15 protein-coding genes, 3 tRNA genes and 1 rRNA gene are annotated in these 16,922 nt (G+C 49.4%); all 19 read left to right on the top strand.

The features are described 5' to 3' along the window. Window positions 1–84: ribosomal RNA gene (locus ABID13_RS02060) — 23S ribosomal RNA — on the top strand; the annotation flags it as partial. Between the two features lie 93 nt (window positions 85–177). Then, window positions 178–249: transfer RNA gene (locus tag ABID13_RS02055), tRNA-Gly, on the top strand. Between the two features lie 408 nt (window positions 250–657). Further along, window positions 658–1,887, top strand: a complete 1,230-nt coding sequence (locus tag ABID13_RS02050) for a DUF3798 domain-containing protein (RefSeq protein WP_048930550.1) — start codon at window positions 658–660, stop codon at window positions 1,885–1,887. A gap of 150 nt (window positions 1,888–2,037) precedes the next feature. Then, window positions 2,038–3,621, top strand: a complete 1,584-nt coding sequence (locus tag ABID13_RS02045) for a sugar ABC transporter ATP-binding protein (RefSeq protein WP_040417845.1) — start codon at window positions 2,038–2,040, stop codon at window positions 3,619–3,621. Next, complete coding sequence (locus tag ABID13_RS02040; RefSeq protein ID WP_007871481.1) at window positions 3,614–4,708, top strand: ABC transporter permease subunit; 1,095 nt, start codon at window positions 3,614–3,616, stop codon at window positions 4,706–4,708. The genes ABID13_RS02045 and ABID13_RS02040 overlap by 8 nt, the downstream gene beginning before the upstream one ends. Beyond that, complete coding sequence (locus tag ABID13_RS02035) at window positions 4,701–6,188, top strand: ABC transporter permease subunit (RefSeq protein WP_048930680.1); 1,488 nt, start codon at window positions 4,701–4,703, stop codon at window positions 6,186–6,188. Before ABID13_RS02040 ends, ABID13_RS02035 begins: the two co-directional genes overlap by 8 nt. Before the next feature lie 218 nt (window positions 6,189–6,406). Next, window positions 6,407–7,129, top strand: coding sequence for a DUF554 domain-containing protein (locus ABID13_RS02030; protein WP_048930681.1), 723 nt, complete (start codon window positions 6,407–6,409; stop codon window positions 7,127–7,129). A gap of 35 nt (window positions 7,130–7,164) precedes the next feature. Next, window positions 7,165–8,340 carry an aminotransferase class I/II-fold pyridoxal phosphate-dependent enzyme gene (locus ABID13_RS02025; RefSeq protein ID WP_048930551.1) on the top strand — a complete coding sequence of 392 codons (1,176 nt, stop codon included), beginning with the start codon at window positions 7,165–7,167 and terminating at the stop codon, window positions 8,338–8,340. A 7-nt stretch (window positions 8,341–8,347) separates the two neighbouring features. Next, a complete protein-coding gene (locus ABID13_RS02020; RefSeq protein ID WP_156200148.1) occupies window positions 8,348–8,884 on the top strand; it encodes a VanZ family protein in 537 nt (178 codons plus the stop codon). Then, complete coding sequence (gene truA / locus ABID13_RS02015) at window positions 8,881–9,630, top strand: tRNA pseudouridine(38-40) synthase TruA (RefSeq protein WP_048930552.1); 750 nt, start codon at window positions 8,881–8,883, stop codon at window positions 9,628–9,630. The genes ABID13_RS02020 and truA overlap by 4 nt, the downstream gene beginning before the upstream one ends. Beyond that, the gene (locus ABID13_RS02010) at window positions 9,627–10,811 is read left to right on the top strand and encodes a cation diffusion facilitator family transporter (protein ID WP_007871470.1); all 1,185 of its coding nucleotides are present in this window, start codon (window positions 9,627–9,629) and stop codon (window positions 10,809–10,811) included. Before truA ends, ABID13_RS02010 begins: the two co-directional genes overlap by 4 nt. A gap of 36 nt (window positions 10,812–10,847) precedes the next feature. Next, entirely contained in the window at window positions 10,848–11,378 is a 531-nt protein-coding gene (locus ABID13_RS02005; protein WP_045093751.1) for an RNA polymerase sigma factor, read from the top strand. 140 nt (window positions 11,379–11,518) lie between these two features. Continuing rightward, window positions 11,519–11,590 (top strand) — tRNA-Gln (locus ABID13_RS02000). Window positions 11,591–11,682: 92 nt separating this feature from the next. After that, window positions 11,683–12,714, top strand: coding sequence for a lysylphosphatidylglycerol synthase transmembrane domain-containing protein (locus tag ABID13_RS01995; RefSeq protein ID WP_007871467.1), 1,032 nt, complete (start codon window positions 11,683–11,685; stop codon window positions 12,712–12,714). Between the two features lie 153 nt (window positions 12,715–12,867). Beyond that, on the top strand, window positions 12,868–13,545 hold the full coding sequence (locus tag ABID13_RS01990; protein WP_007871465.1) for a YczE/YyaS/YitT family protein: 678 nt from the start codon (window positions 12,868–12,870) through the stop codon (window positions 13,543–13,545). A 215-nt stretch (window positions 13,546–13,760) separates the two neighbouring features. Next, window positions 13,761–13,832, top strand: a tRNA-Gln gene (locus tag ABID13_RS01985). A 143-nt stretch (window positions 13,833–13,975) separates the two neighbouring features. Then, window positions 13,976–15,208 carry an acetate/propionate family kinase gene (locus tag ABID13_RS01980; RefSeq protein WP_045093753.1) on the top strand — a complete coding sequence of 411 codons (1,233 nt, stop codon included), beginning with the start codon at window positions 13,976–13,978 and terminating at the stop codon, window positions 15,206–15,208. 87 nt (window positions 15,209–15,295) lie between these two features. Beyond that, entirely contained in the window at window positions 15,296–16,036 is a 741-nt protein-coding gene (locus ABID13_RS01975; protein WP_007871456.1) for an acyl-[acyl-carrier-protein] thioesterase, read from the top strand. 24 nt (window positions 16,037–16,060) lie between these two features. Next, complete coding sequence (locus ABID13_RS01970; protein ID WP_007871445.1) at window positions 16,061–16,894, top strand: CvfB family protein; 834 nt, start codon at window positions 16,061–16,063, stop codon at window positions 16,892–16,894. The last annotated feature ends 28 nt before the right edge of the window (window positions 16,895–16,922 follow it).

Below are 16,922 nucleotides of genomic sequence, written 5' to 3'. Positions count from 1 at the left end.
AAGAAGACGAGGTAGATAGGTTAGAGGTGGAAGTGCAGTAATGTATGTAGCTGACTAATACTAATCGGTCGAGGGCTTAACCAAAAGGTTTAGGGAAAAGAAGGAAGTTTCAATTCGGTTTTCAATATGTGGTTTTGAAGGTATGTATGATACCGGATAACTAAATAATAAGTAAATGCGCGAGTGGCTCAGTGGTGGAGTATCGCCTTGCCAAGGCGAGGGTCGCGGGTTCGAATCCCGTCTCGCGCTTTTTTTGTTTACTGGAATTTCTTGATTATTAAGAAATTCCAGTTTTTTATTTGCCTATTTTTCTTGCTCAATTCTTGCTCATTTGATTGCCAACGTTACCTCATAAAAATAATTTATTATGGTAGTTTTTCCTTCACAAAATTAATGGTTTACATAAATGTAAAAGATGCATAAAATTTTCTTTTATTTGGTGATAATCAGAATTATTTGGTTTTTTGGTCAACAATAAAATATAATTTAAAGAGAGATGATATAAAAACGTAAATGTTGCACATTTTCAGTAGACATAAACCATTTTTATATGGTATAATTTTGAACATAACTTTCATCATAAGAAGGGGCGAAGAAAAAGCTTTGTAACCTGCTTGGAAAAGTTAGAAGAAAATGTTTATTAAAAGGAGAGAGAGCATGAAAAAAAGATTACTGAGCCTTACACTGGCGGCCGCTATGGCATTCTCACTGGCAGGATGCCGCAGCGCAGAGCCTGCAGCAACTGAGGCGCCAACCACAAACGCAGCTCCTGCAACCACTGCAGCAGAAGGCGGAGAGACGGACGCAGCTGAGGAAACTGAGACAGAGGCGCCTGCTGCTGATTTTAAGATTGGTATCATCACAGGTACTGCTTCCCAGGGTGATGAGGAGATTACCCAGGCAAACAAGATGAAAGAAAAGTATGGCGACATGATCGTTACCTCTACATATCCGGATAATTTCTCCACTGAGACAGAGACCGTTATCTCTAATGCAGTAGCGATGGCCTCTGATCCGGCTGTAAAGGCAATCGTATGGTGCCAGGCCATTCCCGGAACAGCCGCAGCCATTGATAAGGTACGTGAGACACGTCCTGACATGATCTTTATCGCAGGTACTCCAGGCGAGGATCCAGGCGTTATCAATCCGAAGGCTGATATTGTTTTACAGGTAGATGAGCCGGGATGCGGCATCGTGATTCCTCCTCAGGCAAAGGCACAGGGAGCCAAGACCATGATCCATTATTCCTTCCCCCGTCACATGAGCTATGCCCTGATCGTTGCACGTCATGAGAACCTGAAGAAATACTGTGCAGAGAACGGCATTGAGTTAGTTGACGTAACTGCTCCGGACCCGACCGGTGATTCCGGTATCACAGGCGCTCAGCAGTTCATCCTTGAGGATGTTCCGCGTCAGATTGAGAAGTATGGCAAGGATACCGTATTCTTCACAACCAACTGCGGTATGCAGGAGCCATTGATCCGTTCCGTATTTGAGCAGGGCGCAATCTACTCCTTACAGTGCTGCCCATCCCCATTCCATGCATTCCCGGCTGCACTGAATATCGATATGGCCGGACATGAGGCTGATGTGGATTACATGTTAGATCAGCTTCAGGCAAAGGTTGACGAAGCCGGCATGAACGGAAGAGTTTCCACATGGGGTGTTCCATGTAACATGCTGTTTGTTGAGGCAGGTGTGGAGTATGCTAAGAAGGTATTAGAGGGACAGACCAATGGTGTTGTACTGGATGATCAGGTACTTCGTGATACCCTTCAGGAGTGCGCAGGTGAGATCCAGATGACCATTGACAATTATGTAGATGACAGTGGTAATGCAAAAGACAACCATTACCTGGTAATGGCAGACTTCGTTACATTTGAGTAATTCATACATATTGTAAGAATTCATTGTATCTGTGGTTTCGCCGTCCTGCATTGGCAGACGGCGAAACCTTTTTAAGGCGGCGTGGAGTTTTTAAAGAAGTCCGAAGGAAAAGAGGTTGTGAACTTGGATAATACACAGTATGTCCTGGAAATGGATCATATTACAAAAGAATATTCCGGTAACCAGGTACTCAAAGGAGTTAACCTGCACATTAAGCCAGGTGAAATCCATGCTCTCATGGGTGAGAACGGAGCTGGAAAATCTACACTCATGAATATTTTATTTGGAATGCCGGTCATTCACTCCACCGGTGGATTTGGCGGATCTGTGAAAATGGCAGGCCAGCCGGTGAATATTGATACTCCATTAAAGGCAATGGAGTTGGGAATTGGAATGGTTCATCAGGAGTTTATGTTGATTCCTGGTTTTACCGTAACGGAGAATATAAAGATTGGACGTGAAATTAGTACCCCGAATCTGGTCAGCCGTATCTTTGGCAAATCCATGGAAAGCCTGGACGCTGAAGCGATGGCAAAGGATGCAAAAAAAGCCCTTAAGACTATAGGGTTACAAATAGAAGACTATGTAAAGGTAGCCGGCCTTCCGGTTGGCTACATGCAGTTTATTGAGATCGCCAGGGAGATTGACAAGACCGGCATCCGTTTGCTGGTATTTGATGAGCCCACCGCAGTACTTACAGAGTCTGAGGCGGACCGTCTGCTGGAAGCCATGCGTGTGATCGCTTCCCAGGGGATTGCTATTATTTTTATTACCCACCGCCTGGACGAGGTGATGGCAGTGGCGGACGGCATGACCATTCTCCGCGATGGCGAATTTGTGGCTCACAGGGAGATCAAGGATACCAATGTGGTGGAGATAGCAGAGCTTATGATCGGCCGCAAGGTGGAGAAGCTGGTGGATACAAGCGAAGAGGACAGGCGCATTATCAATGACACGAACATTGCAGTGAGCATGAAGGACTATTACGTGGATATGCCGGGCGAGCAGGTAAAGGGGATCAACCTGGATATACGCAAAGGGGAGATCTTTGGGATTGGAGGTCTGGCAGGCCAGGGAAAACTGGGGATTCCCAATGGTATTATGGGACTTTATAAGGCCGAGGGACAGGTGATGATCAATGGTGAACCGCTGAACCTGGAAAAGTTGGGATGCGCCCTGGAGCATAAGATTGCCTTTGTATCAGAGGACCGCAAGGGGGTTGGCCTTTTGCTGAATGAGAGCATTGAGCACAATATCATTTTTTCAGCCATGCAGACCAATAACAAATTCCTTAAAAAGGTTCTATGGATGCGGCTCTTTGACGGCAAGACAGCCAGAGAGCATGCGCAGGATATGGTTAAGCGCCTGGATATACGCTGTACAGGTATCCGCCAGGCAGCCGGAAGCCTTTCAGGCGGTAACCAGCAAAAGGTATGCCTGGCCAGGGCGTTAACCCTGGAACCGGATATCCTTTTTGTATCCGAGCCCACCCGCGGTATTGATATCGGTGCCAAGAAGCTGGTATTGGAATATCTGTCAAAGCTGAACCGCGAACAGGGAATGACGGTTATCATCGTATCCTCTGAACTGGTGGAGCTGCGCTCCATCTCTGACAGGATCGCCATTATCTCAGACGGGAAGCTGTCCAGGATCTTAAGTCCTGATGCTCCTGATGCGGAATTTGGTCTGGCTATGTCAGGCACAAAAGTGAAAGGAGGGGAGGATCATGAGTAGTAATCCTGTAAAATCAGCAGTGCAGAAGTTTGGTCTGCCCCGTATCATCATTGTAGGCTTTTTTATCTTTTTGGTGATTGCTGCAGGCGGATTCCAGATGAACCTAATGCAGCTCTTAAGCGACTGTGTCCGCAGATGGGGAATGTTCGGTATCCTGACACTGGCCATGGTCCCTGCGGTACAGTGCGGAATCGGCCTGAACTTTGGTATTTCCATGGGTATTGTAGGCGGCCTGTTGGGCGGTCTGATCGTGATTGAGCTTGATGTGGCCAGGATCCCCGCCCTGGTGGCGGTTAGCCCCATGTTTGGAATGTGGGTGTCCGTGCTGGTCGCCATTGTGATCGGCGTGATCCTGGCCACCGGGATCGGATACCTGTACGGCCTTCTCTTAAACCAGGTAAAGGGTTCTGAGATGACTGTAACAACCTATGTGGGTTTCTCGATCATTGCCTTCATGAACATGCTCTGGATGCTTCTTCCCTTCCAAAACGGCGAGCTGAAATGGCCCAACGCAGGCAAAGGGCTGAGGAATACCATCTCCCTGTCCACATCCTTCAGCGGCGTCATGAATGATACATTATCCTTTAAGATCGGTAAATTCACAGTGCCTACAGGCCTGCTGCTGTTTATGTTTTTTATGTGCCTGTTAGTGTGGCTGTTTATGAAATCCAAGACAGGTATGGCCATGTCGGCAGCAGGTTCCAATCCCATGTTTGCAAAAGCAGCCGGTATTAATGTTAACCGGATGCGTCTGGTGGGAACCACACTTTCAACCGTTCTTGCCGCAGTCGGCATTATTGTATATGCCCAGGGATTTGGATTCATGCAGCTTTATAACGGCCCCATGATGATGGGCTTTAACTCGGTAGCAGCCGTGTTGATCGGCGGCGCCTCACCAAAGAGGGCAAGGATTTCCAATGTACTTATTGGCACATTCCTGTTCCAGGGAATCCTGGCGCTAGGGCTGCCGGTGGCAAACCAGTTTATCCCGGAAGGAAACCTGTCGGAAGTAATGCGTCTGATCATCTCCAATGGTATCATCATCTACGCATTAGCACAAACGAAAGAAGGTGATGGACGTGAATAGAAAGAAAACATTGGACGTGTTATTTAAGAATAAGGTAGTCATTCTGTTCATCATCCTGTGTGTGGGCGGAACCATTGCCTCCAAACAGCCCCTCACTTTTGTAATACCGGAGTTGTTTACACGTATTGCCCGTAACTCATTTCTGGTGCTGTCCCTGATCATACCGGTTCTGGCTGGTATGGGACTGAACTTTGGTATTGTAATCGGAGCCATGGCAGCACAGGTAGCCATTTTCCTGACCACTTACTGGGGATTTGTGGGAATTGGCGGCTTCCTGCTGACCGTTGCAATCGCCACGCCCATCGCTATTTTCTTCGGCTTTTTGGTTGGAAAATTGTTCAACCATATGAAGGGGGCGGAGATGATCGGCGGTCTGGTCCTTTCCTACTTTGCGGAAGGTCTGTACCAGCTGCTGTTCCTGTTCATATTCGGCGGAGTGATCCCCTTATATAATCCCACGCTGATGATTGCAACAGGCGTTGGCGTTAAGAACACCATTGACCTTAAGGATACGGTCAAGTATGCACTGGATACGGTTCCTATGCTGACCATCATCGAGATCGGGTTCTATCTCTGTGTGATTGGCATGATTGCCTCCGTCATCATTAAGAAGTCAAAGAAACTGGAGATCAACTGGAAGGCAACCATGATCAAGCTGGTTCTGGCAGCTGCGGTTTACGGCATGACCTTTGTGCCCGTGATCGAACAGTTCCTGGCAACGGACCGTCTGCTCCTGCTCAACGCTATTGAGCTGAGCTGTGCCGGAACACTGATCTGGCAGGTGTGGAAGTTCCTGGCATCCAGGTTTATCTATAAGAAGGAGTTTAACGGAAAGAAGGCAGTTGTCAACTGTGTGCTGGCAGCCGCTGTATACGGACTCACCTATATACCCGCTATTTTCAAAGTCCTGATTGTGGTGCATCTGCCTGTTATGACCTATCTGTGTATTGCCGGTCTGTGCTTCTTTAACACAGCCCTTATGCGCACACGCCTGGGGCAGAATATGCGTACGGTTGGACAGAGCCGCACGGTTGCCAATGCAGCAGGCATCAATGTTGACAAGACGCGTATTATTGCCATGATCTTCTCAACCGTGCTGGCAAGCTGGGGACAGCTGATCTTTCTTCAGAACGTGGGAACATTTTCCACCTACGGCGCACATACCCAGGTGGGACAGTTCGCCATTGCAGCCCTGTTAGTTGGCGGCGCTTCCGTACAGAAGGCCAACAACAGGCAGGCGATACTAGGTATCATCCTGTTCCACACACTGTTCATCGTAGCGCCTTTGGCCGGCAAGGAACTTTTTGGAGATCCGGTGATCGGAGAGTATTTCCGTGTGTTCGTATCTTACGGCGTGATCGCTATGGCACTGGCAATGCATGCCTGGAAAAAGATTGTGAAACCATCCACCATGCCGCCGCCACCTGCAGGCGCCCTGGGAGGGACGGGAGGCAATCCCAGCCCGGGAACAGGCGCTTAGATCCGGGCGTATTAAAATAAATTAAACATCAAAGGGACAGGAAGTTTCCACCAGGAGGCTTCCTGTCTTTTCCTGTCTTGTCATATTTGGAAAATTGTACTATAATAGGCAAAATGGGCGGTTGAATCTGAAAAATGCGCAATATTACCTCCAAAAAGCATTTTGCCTGCCCCAACAAGATAAAAAGATGAAGATAAAAAGAACAGGTAGGGATGATGATGGCTGGATTAGGGACAATCGTGAATGTAGGGGCGATCCTGGCCGGATGCCTGGTGGGCATGCTGTTAAAAGGCGGGCTGCCAAAGCGTCTGCAGGACACCATTTCCAGCGCAGTGGGACTGTGTGTGGTATTTGTGGGAGTAACCGGGGCCATACAGGGATTGATGACAATATCCGGTGACGGCTTTGAGACGCGGGATACCCTTGTGACCGTTGTTTGCATGGTGGCGGGAGCTGCCTTTGGAGAATGGATCAATATTGAATATAAACTGGAGCAGCTGGGAGAGTGGTGCAGGTCCAGGATTCCCGGCGGTCAGAAGTCAGGAACCTTTACAGAAGCCTTTGTCAGCAGTTCCCTTCTTTTTTGTGTGGGAGCCATGGCTATTGTAGGTTCCCTGGAGGATGGGCTGAATCACAATTACAGTACATTGTTTACAAAGGCCGTCATGGACGGAGTGCTTTCCATTGTATTTACGGCAGCCCTGGGGATTGGAACAGCTTTTTCCGTATTTCCCGTGGGCATATACCAGGGAAGCATGACGGCCCTGGCCGGGCTGGTAAAGCCTTACCTGACGGAACTGATGATCGTCAGGATGTCCTGCATCGGCTCCATCTTAATCTTTGGCCTGGGACTTAATCTGGTCCTGGGAAGTAAAATAAAGATCGGAAACCTGCTGCCGGCTGTATTTTTGCCGCTTTTAGTATGCCTGCTGGGATTTTAAGTATAGATACGGATATAATAGGGAGGATGAAAAAGATGAGATTTGCAAAAAGAATGGATTGTTTCGGGGAGGGGATTTTCTCCAAACTGGCAGTGATCAAAAAGGAAAAGATGGCAAAGGGGGAGGAGATCATTGACCTGAGCATCGGTGCGCCCAATATCCCTCCGGCTCCTCACATAAGGGAAGCGCTTTGCAAAGGGGCGGCGGATCCCTCCAATTATGTGTATGCCATCAGCGACAGGAATGAACTTTTAGATGCCATTGCAGGCTGGTACAAAAGCAGATATGGGGTGGAACTGGATCCCCAAAGGGAGATATGCTCCCTGCTTGGATCCCAGGAGGGCCTGGCGCATATTGCACTGACCATGGTGGACGAGGGGGATATGGTGCTGGTTCCGGATCCCTGTTACCCTGTATTTGGCGATGGGCCAAAGATCGCGGGAGCGGACCTGTATTACATGCCCCAGAAAAAGGAAAATGGTTACATCATTCAGCTGGATGAGATTCCTGAGGATGTGGCTCAAAAGGCAAAGCTTATGGTGGTTTCATACCCTAATAATCCCACCACTGCCATGGCTCCGGATTCGTTCTATCAGGAACTGATCGCATTTGCAAGAAAATATGATATCATTGTGCTCCATGATAATGCGTACAGTGATCTTGTGTTTGATAACAGAACATGCGGAAGCTTTCTGCGCTTTCCCGGCGCAAAGGAAGTGGGGATCGAGTTCAACTCCCTGTCCAAAACCTATGGACTGGCCGGAGCAAGGATCGGCTTTTGCCTGGGCAATGAAAACGTGGTGTCCCGATTAAAGCTGTTAAAGTCCAATATGGATTACGGCATGTTCCTCCCCATACAGGAGGCGGCCATTGCCGCTGTTACCGGCGACCAGGGCTGTGTAAAGACAACCATGAAGGCGTATGAAACGCGCAGGAATATTATGTGCGATGGGTTTACGCGGATCGGATGGAAGATGGAGCGCCCTGTGGCCACCATGTTTGTGTGGGCTGCCATCCCGAAGCATTACAAGACTTCGGAGGAATTTGTCATGGATATGGTGGAGAAAGCAGGGGTCATGGTGACTCCGGGCAGTGCCTTTGGTCCCTCTGGAGAAGGATATGTGCGCCTGGCTTTGGTACAGGATGAGGAAGCTTTGAACAGGGCAATTGAGGCCGTGGACCGAAGCGGGATTTTGAAGGAACAGGAGTGAGGGCCGGATGGCGCAGGGGGAACAGAGACGGAAGGAAATGAACAACAGGAAAACATCCGGCGGGCTGCGGAATGCATGGCTGTGGGTGCTGGTTGTGTATATCGGAATTATTTACGGTAATTCCCTGACACCTGCCAGTATTTCCTCCCGGCAAAGCGGATTTTTGCTGGAACAATCCCACCGCTTCCTGGAACTGCTGGGATACGACAGCGCCTGGCTGACGGAACATATCATAAGGAAAACAGCACATTTTGTAGAATATGCAGGATTGGGCTGTATTCTCTGCGCCTGGTCAAGGACATGGATCCCAGGCGTCAGGAGATTGAGGACAGCGGGGGAAATGGCCTTTATAGTCCCCTTTGTGGATGAGACTATCCAGCTTTTTGTTTCCGGCAGGTCCGGACAGATCAGCGATGTGTGGCTGGATTTTTGCGGGGTGATGTGCGGCCTGCTCCTTGCCGCTGCTTTGGCGGGATGGAGGGGAAGTAAAACAGATCGTAGTAAAAAAGACCGAAGTAAAAAAGATAGGAGTAATACAGGATGAACTATGTGATATGGCTGTCCTATGATGGCACCCGTTATGACGGATGGCAGAAGCAGGGGAATACGGACAGAACGATCCAGGGAAAGCTGGAGGAGATACTTAAGCGTCTGGATGAGGCTCCTGTTGAGGTGAGGGGATCCGGCAGGACGGACGCCGGTGTCCACGCCCTGGCACAGGTTGCTGATTTCCGGCTGAACCGGGAAATGGCGCCCAGGGATGTGATGGAATATCTGAACCGGTATCTTCCCGAGGATATCGGGGTATGGAAAATAGAAAAAGCTCCTGAGCGGTTCCACAGCCGTCTGAACGCGGTGAGAAAGACCTACCGGTATCAGATTGAGATGGGGCCGAAAAAGGATGTGTTCCAGAGGGGATATTATTATGGACTGGGCCTGGAACTGGATGTGAAGGCCATGGAGCAGGCAGCTGACCTTCTCACAGGAACCCGGGATTTTAAAAGTTTTTGCGGCAATAAGAAAATGAAAAAATCCACGGTGCGCACATTGGAGTCTGTTCAATTTGAGCGCATTGGAGATACAAAGCTTCATATATCATTTACCGGAAATGGTTTTCTCCAGCAGATGGTGAGAATCCTGACCGGCACATTGATCGAAGTGGGGCTTGGAAAGCGGCAGCCCGGTGATATGAGCCGGATTCTGGAGGCAAAGGACCGGCAGGAGGCCGGATTCACGGCACCCTCCCAGGGGCTGTTTCTTGAAAAGGTAGAATACGGAGAATTGAGATGACAGATTTTTTAGTAAAACATTTTGTGAAAAATTATGACCAGGTGGACGAGATCCAGGTGCGGACACAGTACGGCACGCTGGCCAGCATGGTGGGAATCGGCTGTAATATGCTATTGTTTGCAGCCAAGCTGTTCATCGGAGTGCTGGTGAACAGTATCTCTGTTATGGCGGATGCATTTAACAACCTGTCTGATGCGGCTTCCTCCATCATTGGTTTTATTGGGGTGAAAATGGCGGAAAAGCCTGCAGATGACGATCACCCCTTCGGACACGGAAGGATTGAGTATATCGCGGCATTTATTGTGGCCTTCCTGGTTATCCAGGTGGGATTTTCGCTGTTTAAGACATCCATCGGCAAAGTATTCCATCCGGAGCTTATGTCCTTTAGATGGATATCCATCATTATCCTGCTTCTCTCTATCGGCGTAAAGCTGTGGCTTTCCCTGTTTAATAAAAGGCTGGGGAAGAGGATCAATTCCAAGGTCATGCTGGCAACTGCGGCGGACGCCATGGGGGATGTGGCAACCACTGCGTCCACCATATGTTCCATTGGCATCTACGGGGCCTTTGGCCTTAATGTGGATGGCATTGTGGGCCTGATTGTTTCCGTGGTGGTCATGGTCGCGGGAGTGAATATTGCAAAGGATACCCTTGCTCCTTTGATCGGGGAGGGAATCGACCCTGAAGTCTACGAGGAGATCAGCAATTTTGTGGAGGGATTTGACGGTATTGTGGGAACCCATGATCTGATCGTACATAATTATGGGCCCAGCAGAAGCATGGCTTCCATCCATGCAGAGGTCCCCAATGACTGTGATGTGGAATACAGTCATGAAATTATCGACCGGATCGAACGCGAGGCCATGCGGCGTTTCCATATGCTGCTGGTCATCCATATGGACCCTGTGGAGACACATGATGAGAGGGTCATGGAATTTAAGGATATGGTGGCGGAAGTTCTGGAAAATATTGACAGCCGCCTGGCGTTCCACGATTTCAGGATGGTAGACGGGCAGGAGAGGATCAACCTGATCTTTGATTTAGTGGTTCCCTGGGAATATAAACAGGCTGTCCAGGGTAAACTGAAGGCAAGGATTAGCGATGAAGTAAAACAGCGGGACAGGCGGTGCGAGTGCGTCATTACCGTGGAAAACAGCTTTATGTCGGGTAACAGGGAGTAACGGTACCAGGCTAATCCCCGGAAGGGGGACGGGTAGATGTCACAGGAAGAAATGATAAAGGCCATGGGTGAAGGGGATCGGGAGGCTTTCAGGGAATTTTACCAGGAAACAGTGCGTCCGGTCTACAGCTTTATCCTATCACTGACCAAAAGCCCTTATGAGGCCGAGGACCTGGTGCAGGAAACCTATTTGAGCGTATGGACCAAGGCGGACTCCTATGTTCCCCAGGGAAAGCCTTTAGCCTGGGTATTTACCATTGCCAGGAATCTGTGCTATATGAGATTCAGGCAGCAGAAAATGATGTCGGACATGGCCCTTGATGACCTGGAGGGAAAGGAAGAGGGAGTATACTGCGAACCCCTTGAACAGGCGGCTGACCGAAAGGTGCTTCTGGACGCCCTGGGAAGGATCAGCAGGGAGGAACGTCAGATCGTGCTTCTCCACGCAGCGGCCGGCATGAAGCACCGGGAGGTGGCGGAAGCGTTGGAGCTGCCGCTGGCAACCGTGCTGTCCAAATATAACCGGTCCATGAAAAAACTTCAGCATATCCTGAAATATCCCAACTGACATCCTGCTGACATTCCGGCTGTATGATGTCCGAGATATATTGTCCGAACTATATTGGTCCGAAATATATTTTGGATAAATTTTCAAAATATACTTGACGAAATCAAATCTGTAGTATATAATAACCTTCGTTGTGTTGATGGGCTATCGCCAAATGGTAAGGCAACGGACTCTGACTCCGTCATTTCAAGGTTCGAATCCTTGTAGCCCAGCTCGCGTTTATCATCCCGTAAGAGAACCTTCTTGCGGGATTTTTTGCTATATTCCCGGTATTGTCCGGGGTGACCGGGAAAAGGGGAAGCCTATGTCCAAGAGAAAGAAGAATATGATCAATGGGGCATTTTTGCTGATCGTATTTCTGCTGACCATTTACAGCGTGTTTAAAGGGGAAGATTTAAGCGATATCGCAGAAACCATTACCGAGGCCAAGACGTTTTATTTGATAATGGGAGTTGCATGTGTGGTATTTTTCATATGGGCTGAATCCGCGATCCTTCACTATCTGTTCGGCACCCTGCATATAAAAACAAAGAGAAGGACCTGCTTTATGTATTCTTCAGTGGGGTTCTTTTTCAGCTGCATCACTCCTTCCGCAGGAGGAGGCCAGCCGGCCCAGGTGTATTACATGCGAAGGAACATGATCCCGGTGCCTGTGGCTACCGTGGTGCTGATGGTGGTCACCATTACATATAAATTAGTGCTGGTTATAACGGGATGTCTTCTGGTCCTGTTTGGCAGAGGATTGCTGAACCGCTATGTCTGCGAGGCCATGCCCGTATTCTATCTGGGACTCACATTGAATGTTGTATTCTGTCTGGCCATGCTGATCCTGGCCTTCCATACTTCCCTTGCCAAGAATATTGTGATGAAGCTGCTGGGATTTCTTGTCAGGCTGCACATTCTGAAGGATAAAACTTCAAGGACAGAGCGGCTGAACATGACCATGGATCATTACAATGATACGTCCGCCTATCTGCGGCAGCACAAGGAGGTTTTGATCCGTGTGATGTTTCTCACCTTTTGCCAAAGGACGGCCTTATTTTCTGTTACATATTTTGTGTATAAGGCATTTGGACTCACAGGAACACATATGGCTGCCCTGATCCTGCTTCAGTCAGCCATATCCATATCCGCAGATATGCTGCCCCTGCCCGGGGGCATGGGGATCAGCGAGCATTTATTCCTGACCATCTTCGATCCCATCTTTTATGGGGACCTGCTCCTTCCTGCCATGGTCCTGTCCAGGGGGATCGCCTATTATGTGCAGCTGGTTTTCAGTGCAGCCGTGACACTGATCGCCCATATCCTGATTGATAAAAGGCAGAGAAGAGCCTAAAAAATTTTTAGGTATCATAAAAATATTTGTGAATATTGCTGAAAATCAAGAGAGAAGTTGGTCAGTATGCCAATTGTGGAGGGGATTTGAACGTGCTATGATAAATATATAAATAATTTTTGGCCATGCCAAAAAAATTAGAGGTGCGGGCACGTGAAAAATTCAGATATGTTAAAACGTTATGGAATGTTTATCGCAGGAGTTATATTCAGTGCATTGGGAATTAGCCTTATTACAAAAGCAGGGCTTGGGACATCGCCGATTACCAGCCTTGCTTTTGTATTGACCTTTATTTTCCCCCACAGTCTGGGGGTGTTTACCATGATGGTAAATTCCGTCATGTTCATCATACAGGTGGTCCTTTTGGGAAAATCCTTCCAGAAGATCCAGCTGCTCCAGCTTCCGGCCGCTCTGCTTTTTTCCGTCTGTATTGATGGCTGGCTGCGTCTGCTTTCCTATTGGCAGACCGGCGGATATGTGGGAGAAATACTGATGCTGCTTCTGGGCTGTGTTTTTTTGGGACTGGGGATTGCCCTTGAGGTTATACCAAATGTCCTGATCCTTCCGGGAGAGGGCCTTGTGCGCGTGATCGCAGGTCTTACAGGCTGGAGATTCGGCCATGTAAAGACAGGTTTTGATATGAGTATTGTGGCCAGCGCAGTTGTGGTGTCAGTCCTGGTCAAGGGTCAGGTGCTGGGAATCCGTGAAGGCACCGTGATCGCCGCCCTGATTGTGGGAAATATTTCCCATTTCTTTATTGAAAAGGTTTCGGCTGCTTTGGCAGGCTGGATTCCGGATTATTCCGAGGCCACGGACGCAATGACCTCATAAGGATCCGATAAGGATCCGGGCTGTTGTAAAGGGAACAGAGGACAAAACAGGGATTATTGAAAAAGGATTGAAACAGGGTATTAAAAAAATATCAGAAAAATTAAAAAAGTGCTTGACTAAATGGCACAATATGGGTATAATGAATTCCGCAGCTGACAGTTAGGCGCCAGGCAGTAAGCTGGTCCCGGAGACTGGAAGGTGCGGGGAATTTATAATGGGCTATCGCCAAATGGTAAGGCAACGGACTCTGACTCCGTCATTTCAAGGTTCGAATCCTTGTAGCCCAGTTCAGGCAAAGTCTTTAAATATAAGGGAGGATCCTTGTATTTAAAGGCTTTTTTGATGATTGTTTTTGACACCATCCAGAAACTGGTATATAATTTTTTTAACCATACATTGTTTGTACAACCAGGGGGAAGGTGGGATTCACATGAAGATTCTTGTTATCAACAGCGGAAGTTCCTCACTGAAGTTTCAGGTCATTGATTCGGAGACTGAGAGGGTACTGGCAAAGGGGCTATGCGAGCGGATTGGTATTGACGGCCGGTTTACCTACAGGACGGATACCGGCATTTCCCTAAAGGAACAGACGGCCATGGAAAACCATACCCAGGCTGTGCACATCATACTGGACACCTTAACAGACCCTGAACAGGGAGTGATCAGTAAGTTCGGGGAGATCGATGTGGTTGGGCACCGCCTGGTCCATGGGGGGGAGAAGTTTACCGGTTCCGTGGTCATTACCCAGGAGGTCATCCAGGCCATGACAGAGTGCAATGACCTGGCGCCGCTGCACAATCCGGCCAATCTGGTGGGGGTGGAGGCCTGCCGCACTTTGATGCCGGATACCCTGATGGTAGGGGTGTTCGACACGGCATTTAACCAAACCATGGAACCCAAGGCGTTCCTGTACGGACTGCCTTACCAGTATTATGAGAAGCATAAGATACGCAGGTATGGATTCCACGGCATCAGCCACCGATATGTGTCCCGCAGGGCGGCCCAGTTCATGGGGCAGGATCCCGGCAGGGTAAAGACCATTGTCTGCCATCTGGGCAATGGAGCCAGCATCTGCGCTGTAAAGTACGGGCAGGTGGTGGACAATTCCATGGGCTTTACGCCCCTGGAGGGCCTGGTGATGGGAACGCGGTGCGGGGATGTGGACCCGGGTGCCCTGGAATTCCTCTCCAAGAAGGAAGGGCTGGATTTCCAGCAGATCATGACCATTCTCAATCAGGAGTCCGGCGTGCTGGGCATTTCCAAGAATTTTTCCAGCGATTTCAGGGAACTGAAGGACGCGGAGATCAAATACCATGAAAAGGCTGCCCTGGCAAGGGAGATATTTGCGTATAAGGTGGCCAAATATGTGGGCAGCTATGCGGCTGCCATGAACGGGGTAGACAACATTGTCTTCACAGCGGGGATCGGGGAAAATGACTCCGATATCCGTGAGGAGATCTGCAGCTATCTGGAGTATCTGGGCATTGCTATTGACGAGTTAAAGAACCGGGAGGAGGGGGAGGCTGTGAGGATCTCCGATGCCTCCTCAAAGGTGAATGTGCTTGTGATCAAGACCAATGAGGAACTGGAGATCGCCAGGGAAGCGGCAACCGTGGCAAAGGGACTGAAAAAAAGGCCTGAAAAGGTTGGAAAAGGTTCCTGAAACCCGCTTGTATTAAAGGCCATATGTATGATACAATGGCCAGAGGAATGATTCCGGTGTCAGACCGGTTTGGACAACGAGGTAACTATGTATACATTTAACAGCAGGGTCCGTTACAGTGAGACGGACGAATACGGACAGCTTTCCCTTGTGGGAATCATTAATTACATGCAGGACTGCAGTACCTTCCAGTCGGAGGACGCCCGGGTGGGGGTGGAGTATCTGGACAGCAACCACAAAGCGTGGCTTTTGTCTTCCTGGCAGATCATGATCGACCGTTATCCGCGGCTGGGAGAAAAACTGGTGGTGGGCACGTGGCACTGCTCCTTCAAAGGCATTTACGGGTATCGTAATTTTGTCCTTCTGGACGGGGAGGGCAGACATCTTGTGAGGGCCGGGTCTGTGTGGTTCCTTTATGACACAGAAAAGAATACGCCCATCCGGGTGCATCCCGAGGATACGGCCCCCTACGGAAAAGCGGAGGCGCCCCTGATTCTGAGCCCTGCGCCCAGGAAAATACCGGTGCCTGATCACTATGGTGAGGGAAAGCCCATTGTGGTGGCAAGGCACCATATCGATACAAACCACCATGTAAACAATGCCCAGTATGTGGACATGGCCAGGGAATCCATACCGGAAGGGCTTAGAATCAGGGAAATACGGGCAGACTATAAGAAAGCGGCAGTTTTGGGGAATGTGATCATCCCCCGTGTAAGCCAGGGGAGCGCTCATGAGTGGACGGTATCCCTGGACGACAGTGCAACACAGGATACTTATGCAGTCGTATGGCTGCAGACGGAGCCGCAGATGCAGGAAAAACTGCGTTAGACGAAAGACCAGAGGGAGAAAAAGATGATTGAATTAGGCAAAGTACAGGAGTTGGAGATACTCAGGACAAAGGATTTTGGCGTATATGTGGGAGAGCAGGCTGAGGACGAGCCCGCAGTGCTTCTTCCAAAGAAGCAGGTGCCGGAGGGCGCTAAGATCGGGGACAAGGTGAAGGTGTTCATCTATAAGGATTCCTCAGACCGCCTTATTGCCACCACGGGCATGCCCAAGCTGCAGGTGGGAGAGACCGCCATGCTGGAGGTGAAGGACGTGGCAAAGATGGGGGCGTTCCTGGACATGGGACTGGAGAAGGATCTGCTGCTTCCCTTTAAGGAGCAGACACACCCCGTGCGCAAGGGGGAGCGCTGTCTCGTGACCCTCTATGTGGACAAGAGCAAGCGTCTGGCAGCCACCATGCGGGTGTATTCCCACATGAGCAACCAGTCTCCTTACAAGGAGGAGGACTGGGTTACCGGTACAATCTATGAGATCAATGATACTATTGGGGCTTTTGTGGCAGTGGATAACAAATATTACGGCCTGATCCCCAAAAAAGAACTTTTTGGAAAATTCAGGGAAGGGGATACGGTGCAGGCCAGGGTGACCAAGGTCCGGGAGGACGGCAAACTGGATCTGTGTGCCCGCGAGAGGGCGTACGTGCAGATGGGAACGGATGCGGAAGCCGTACTTAAGGTTATGGATGAGTTTGACGGGGTCCTGCCTTTTAACGACAGGGCAAACCCGGATGTCATCATGCGGGAGTTCCACATGAGCAAGAACGCGTTTAAGCGCGCGGTGGGGCGTCTGCTAAAAGAGGGAAAAATACGGATCACGGAAAAGACCATTGAGCGTATATAGAAAAGCGCGTATATAGAAGATATCCGGC

Origin of the sequence: Enterocloster citroniae, assembly GCF_040545455.1 — a bacterium.
Taxonomy (GTDB): Bacteria; Bacillota; Clostridia; order Lachnospirales; family Lachnospiraceae; genus Enterocloster; species Enterocloster citroniae.
The sequence above is the reverse complement of the archived record's forward strand: the minus strand, read 5'-3'. Positions and strand labels throughout refer to the sequence as shown.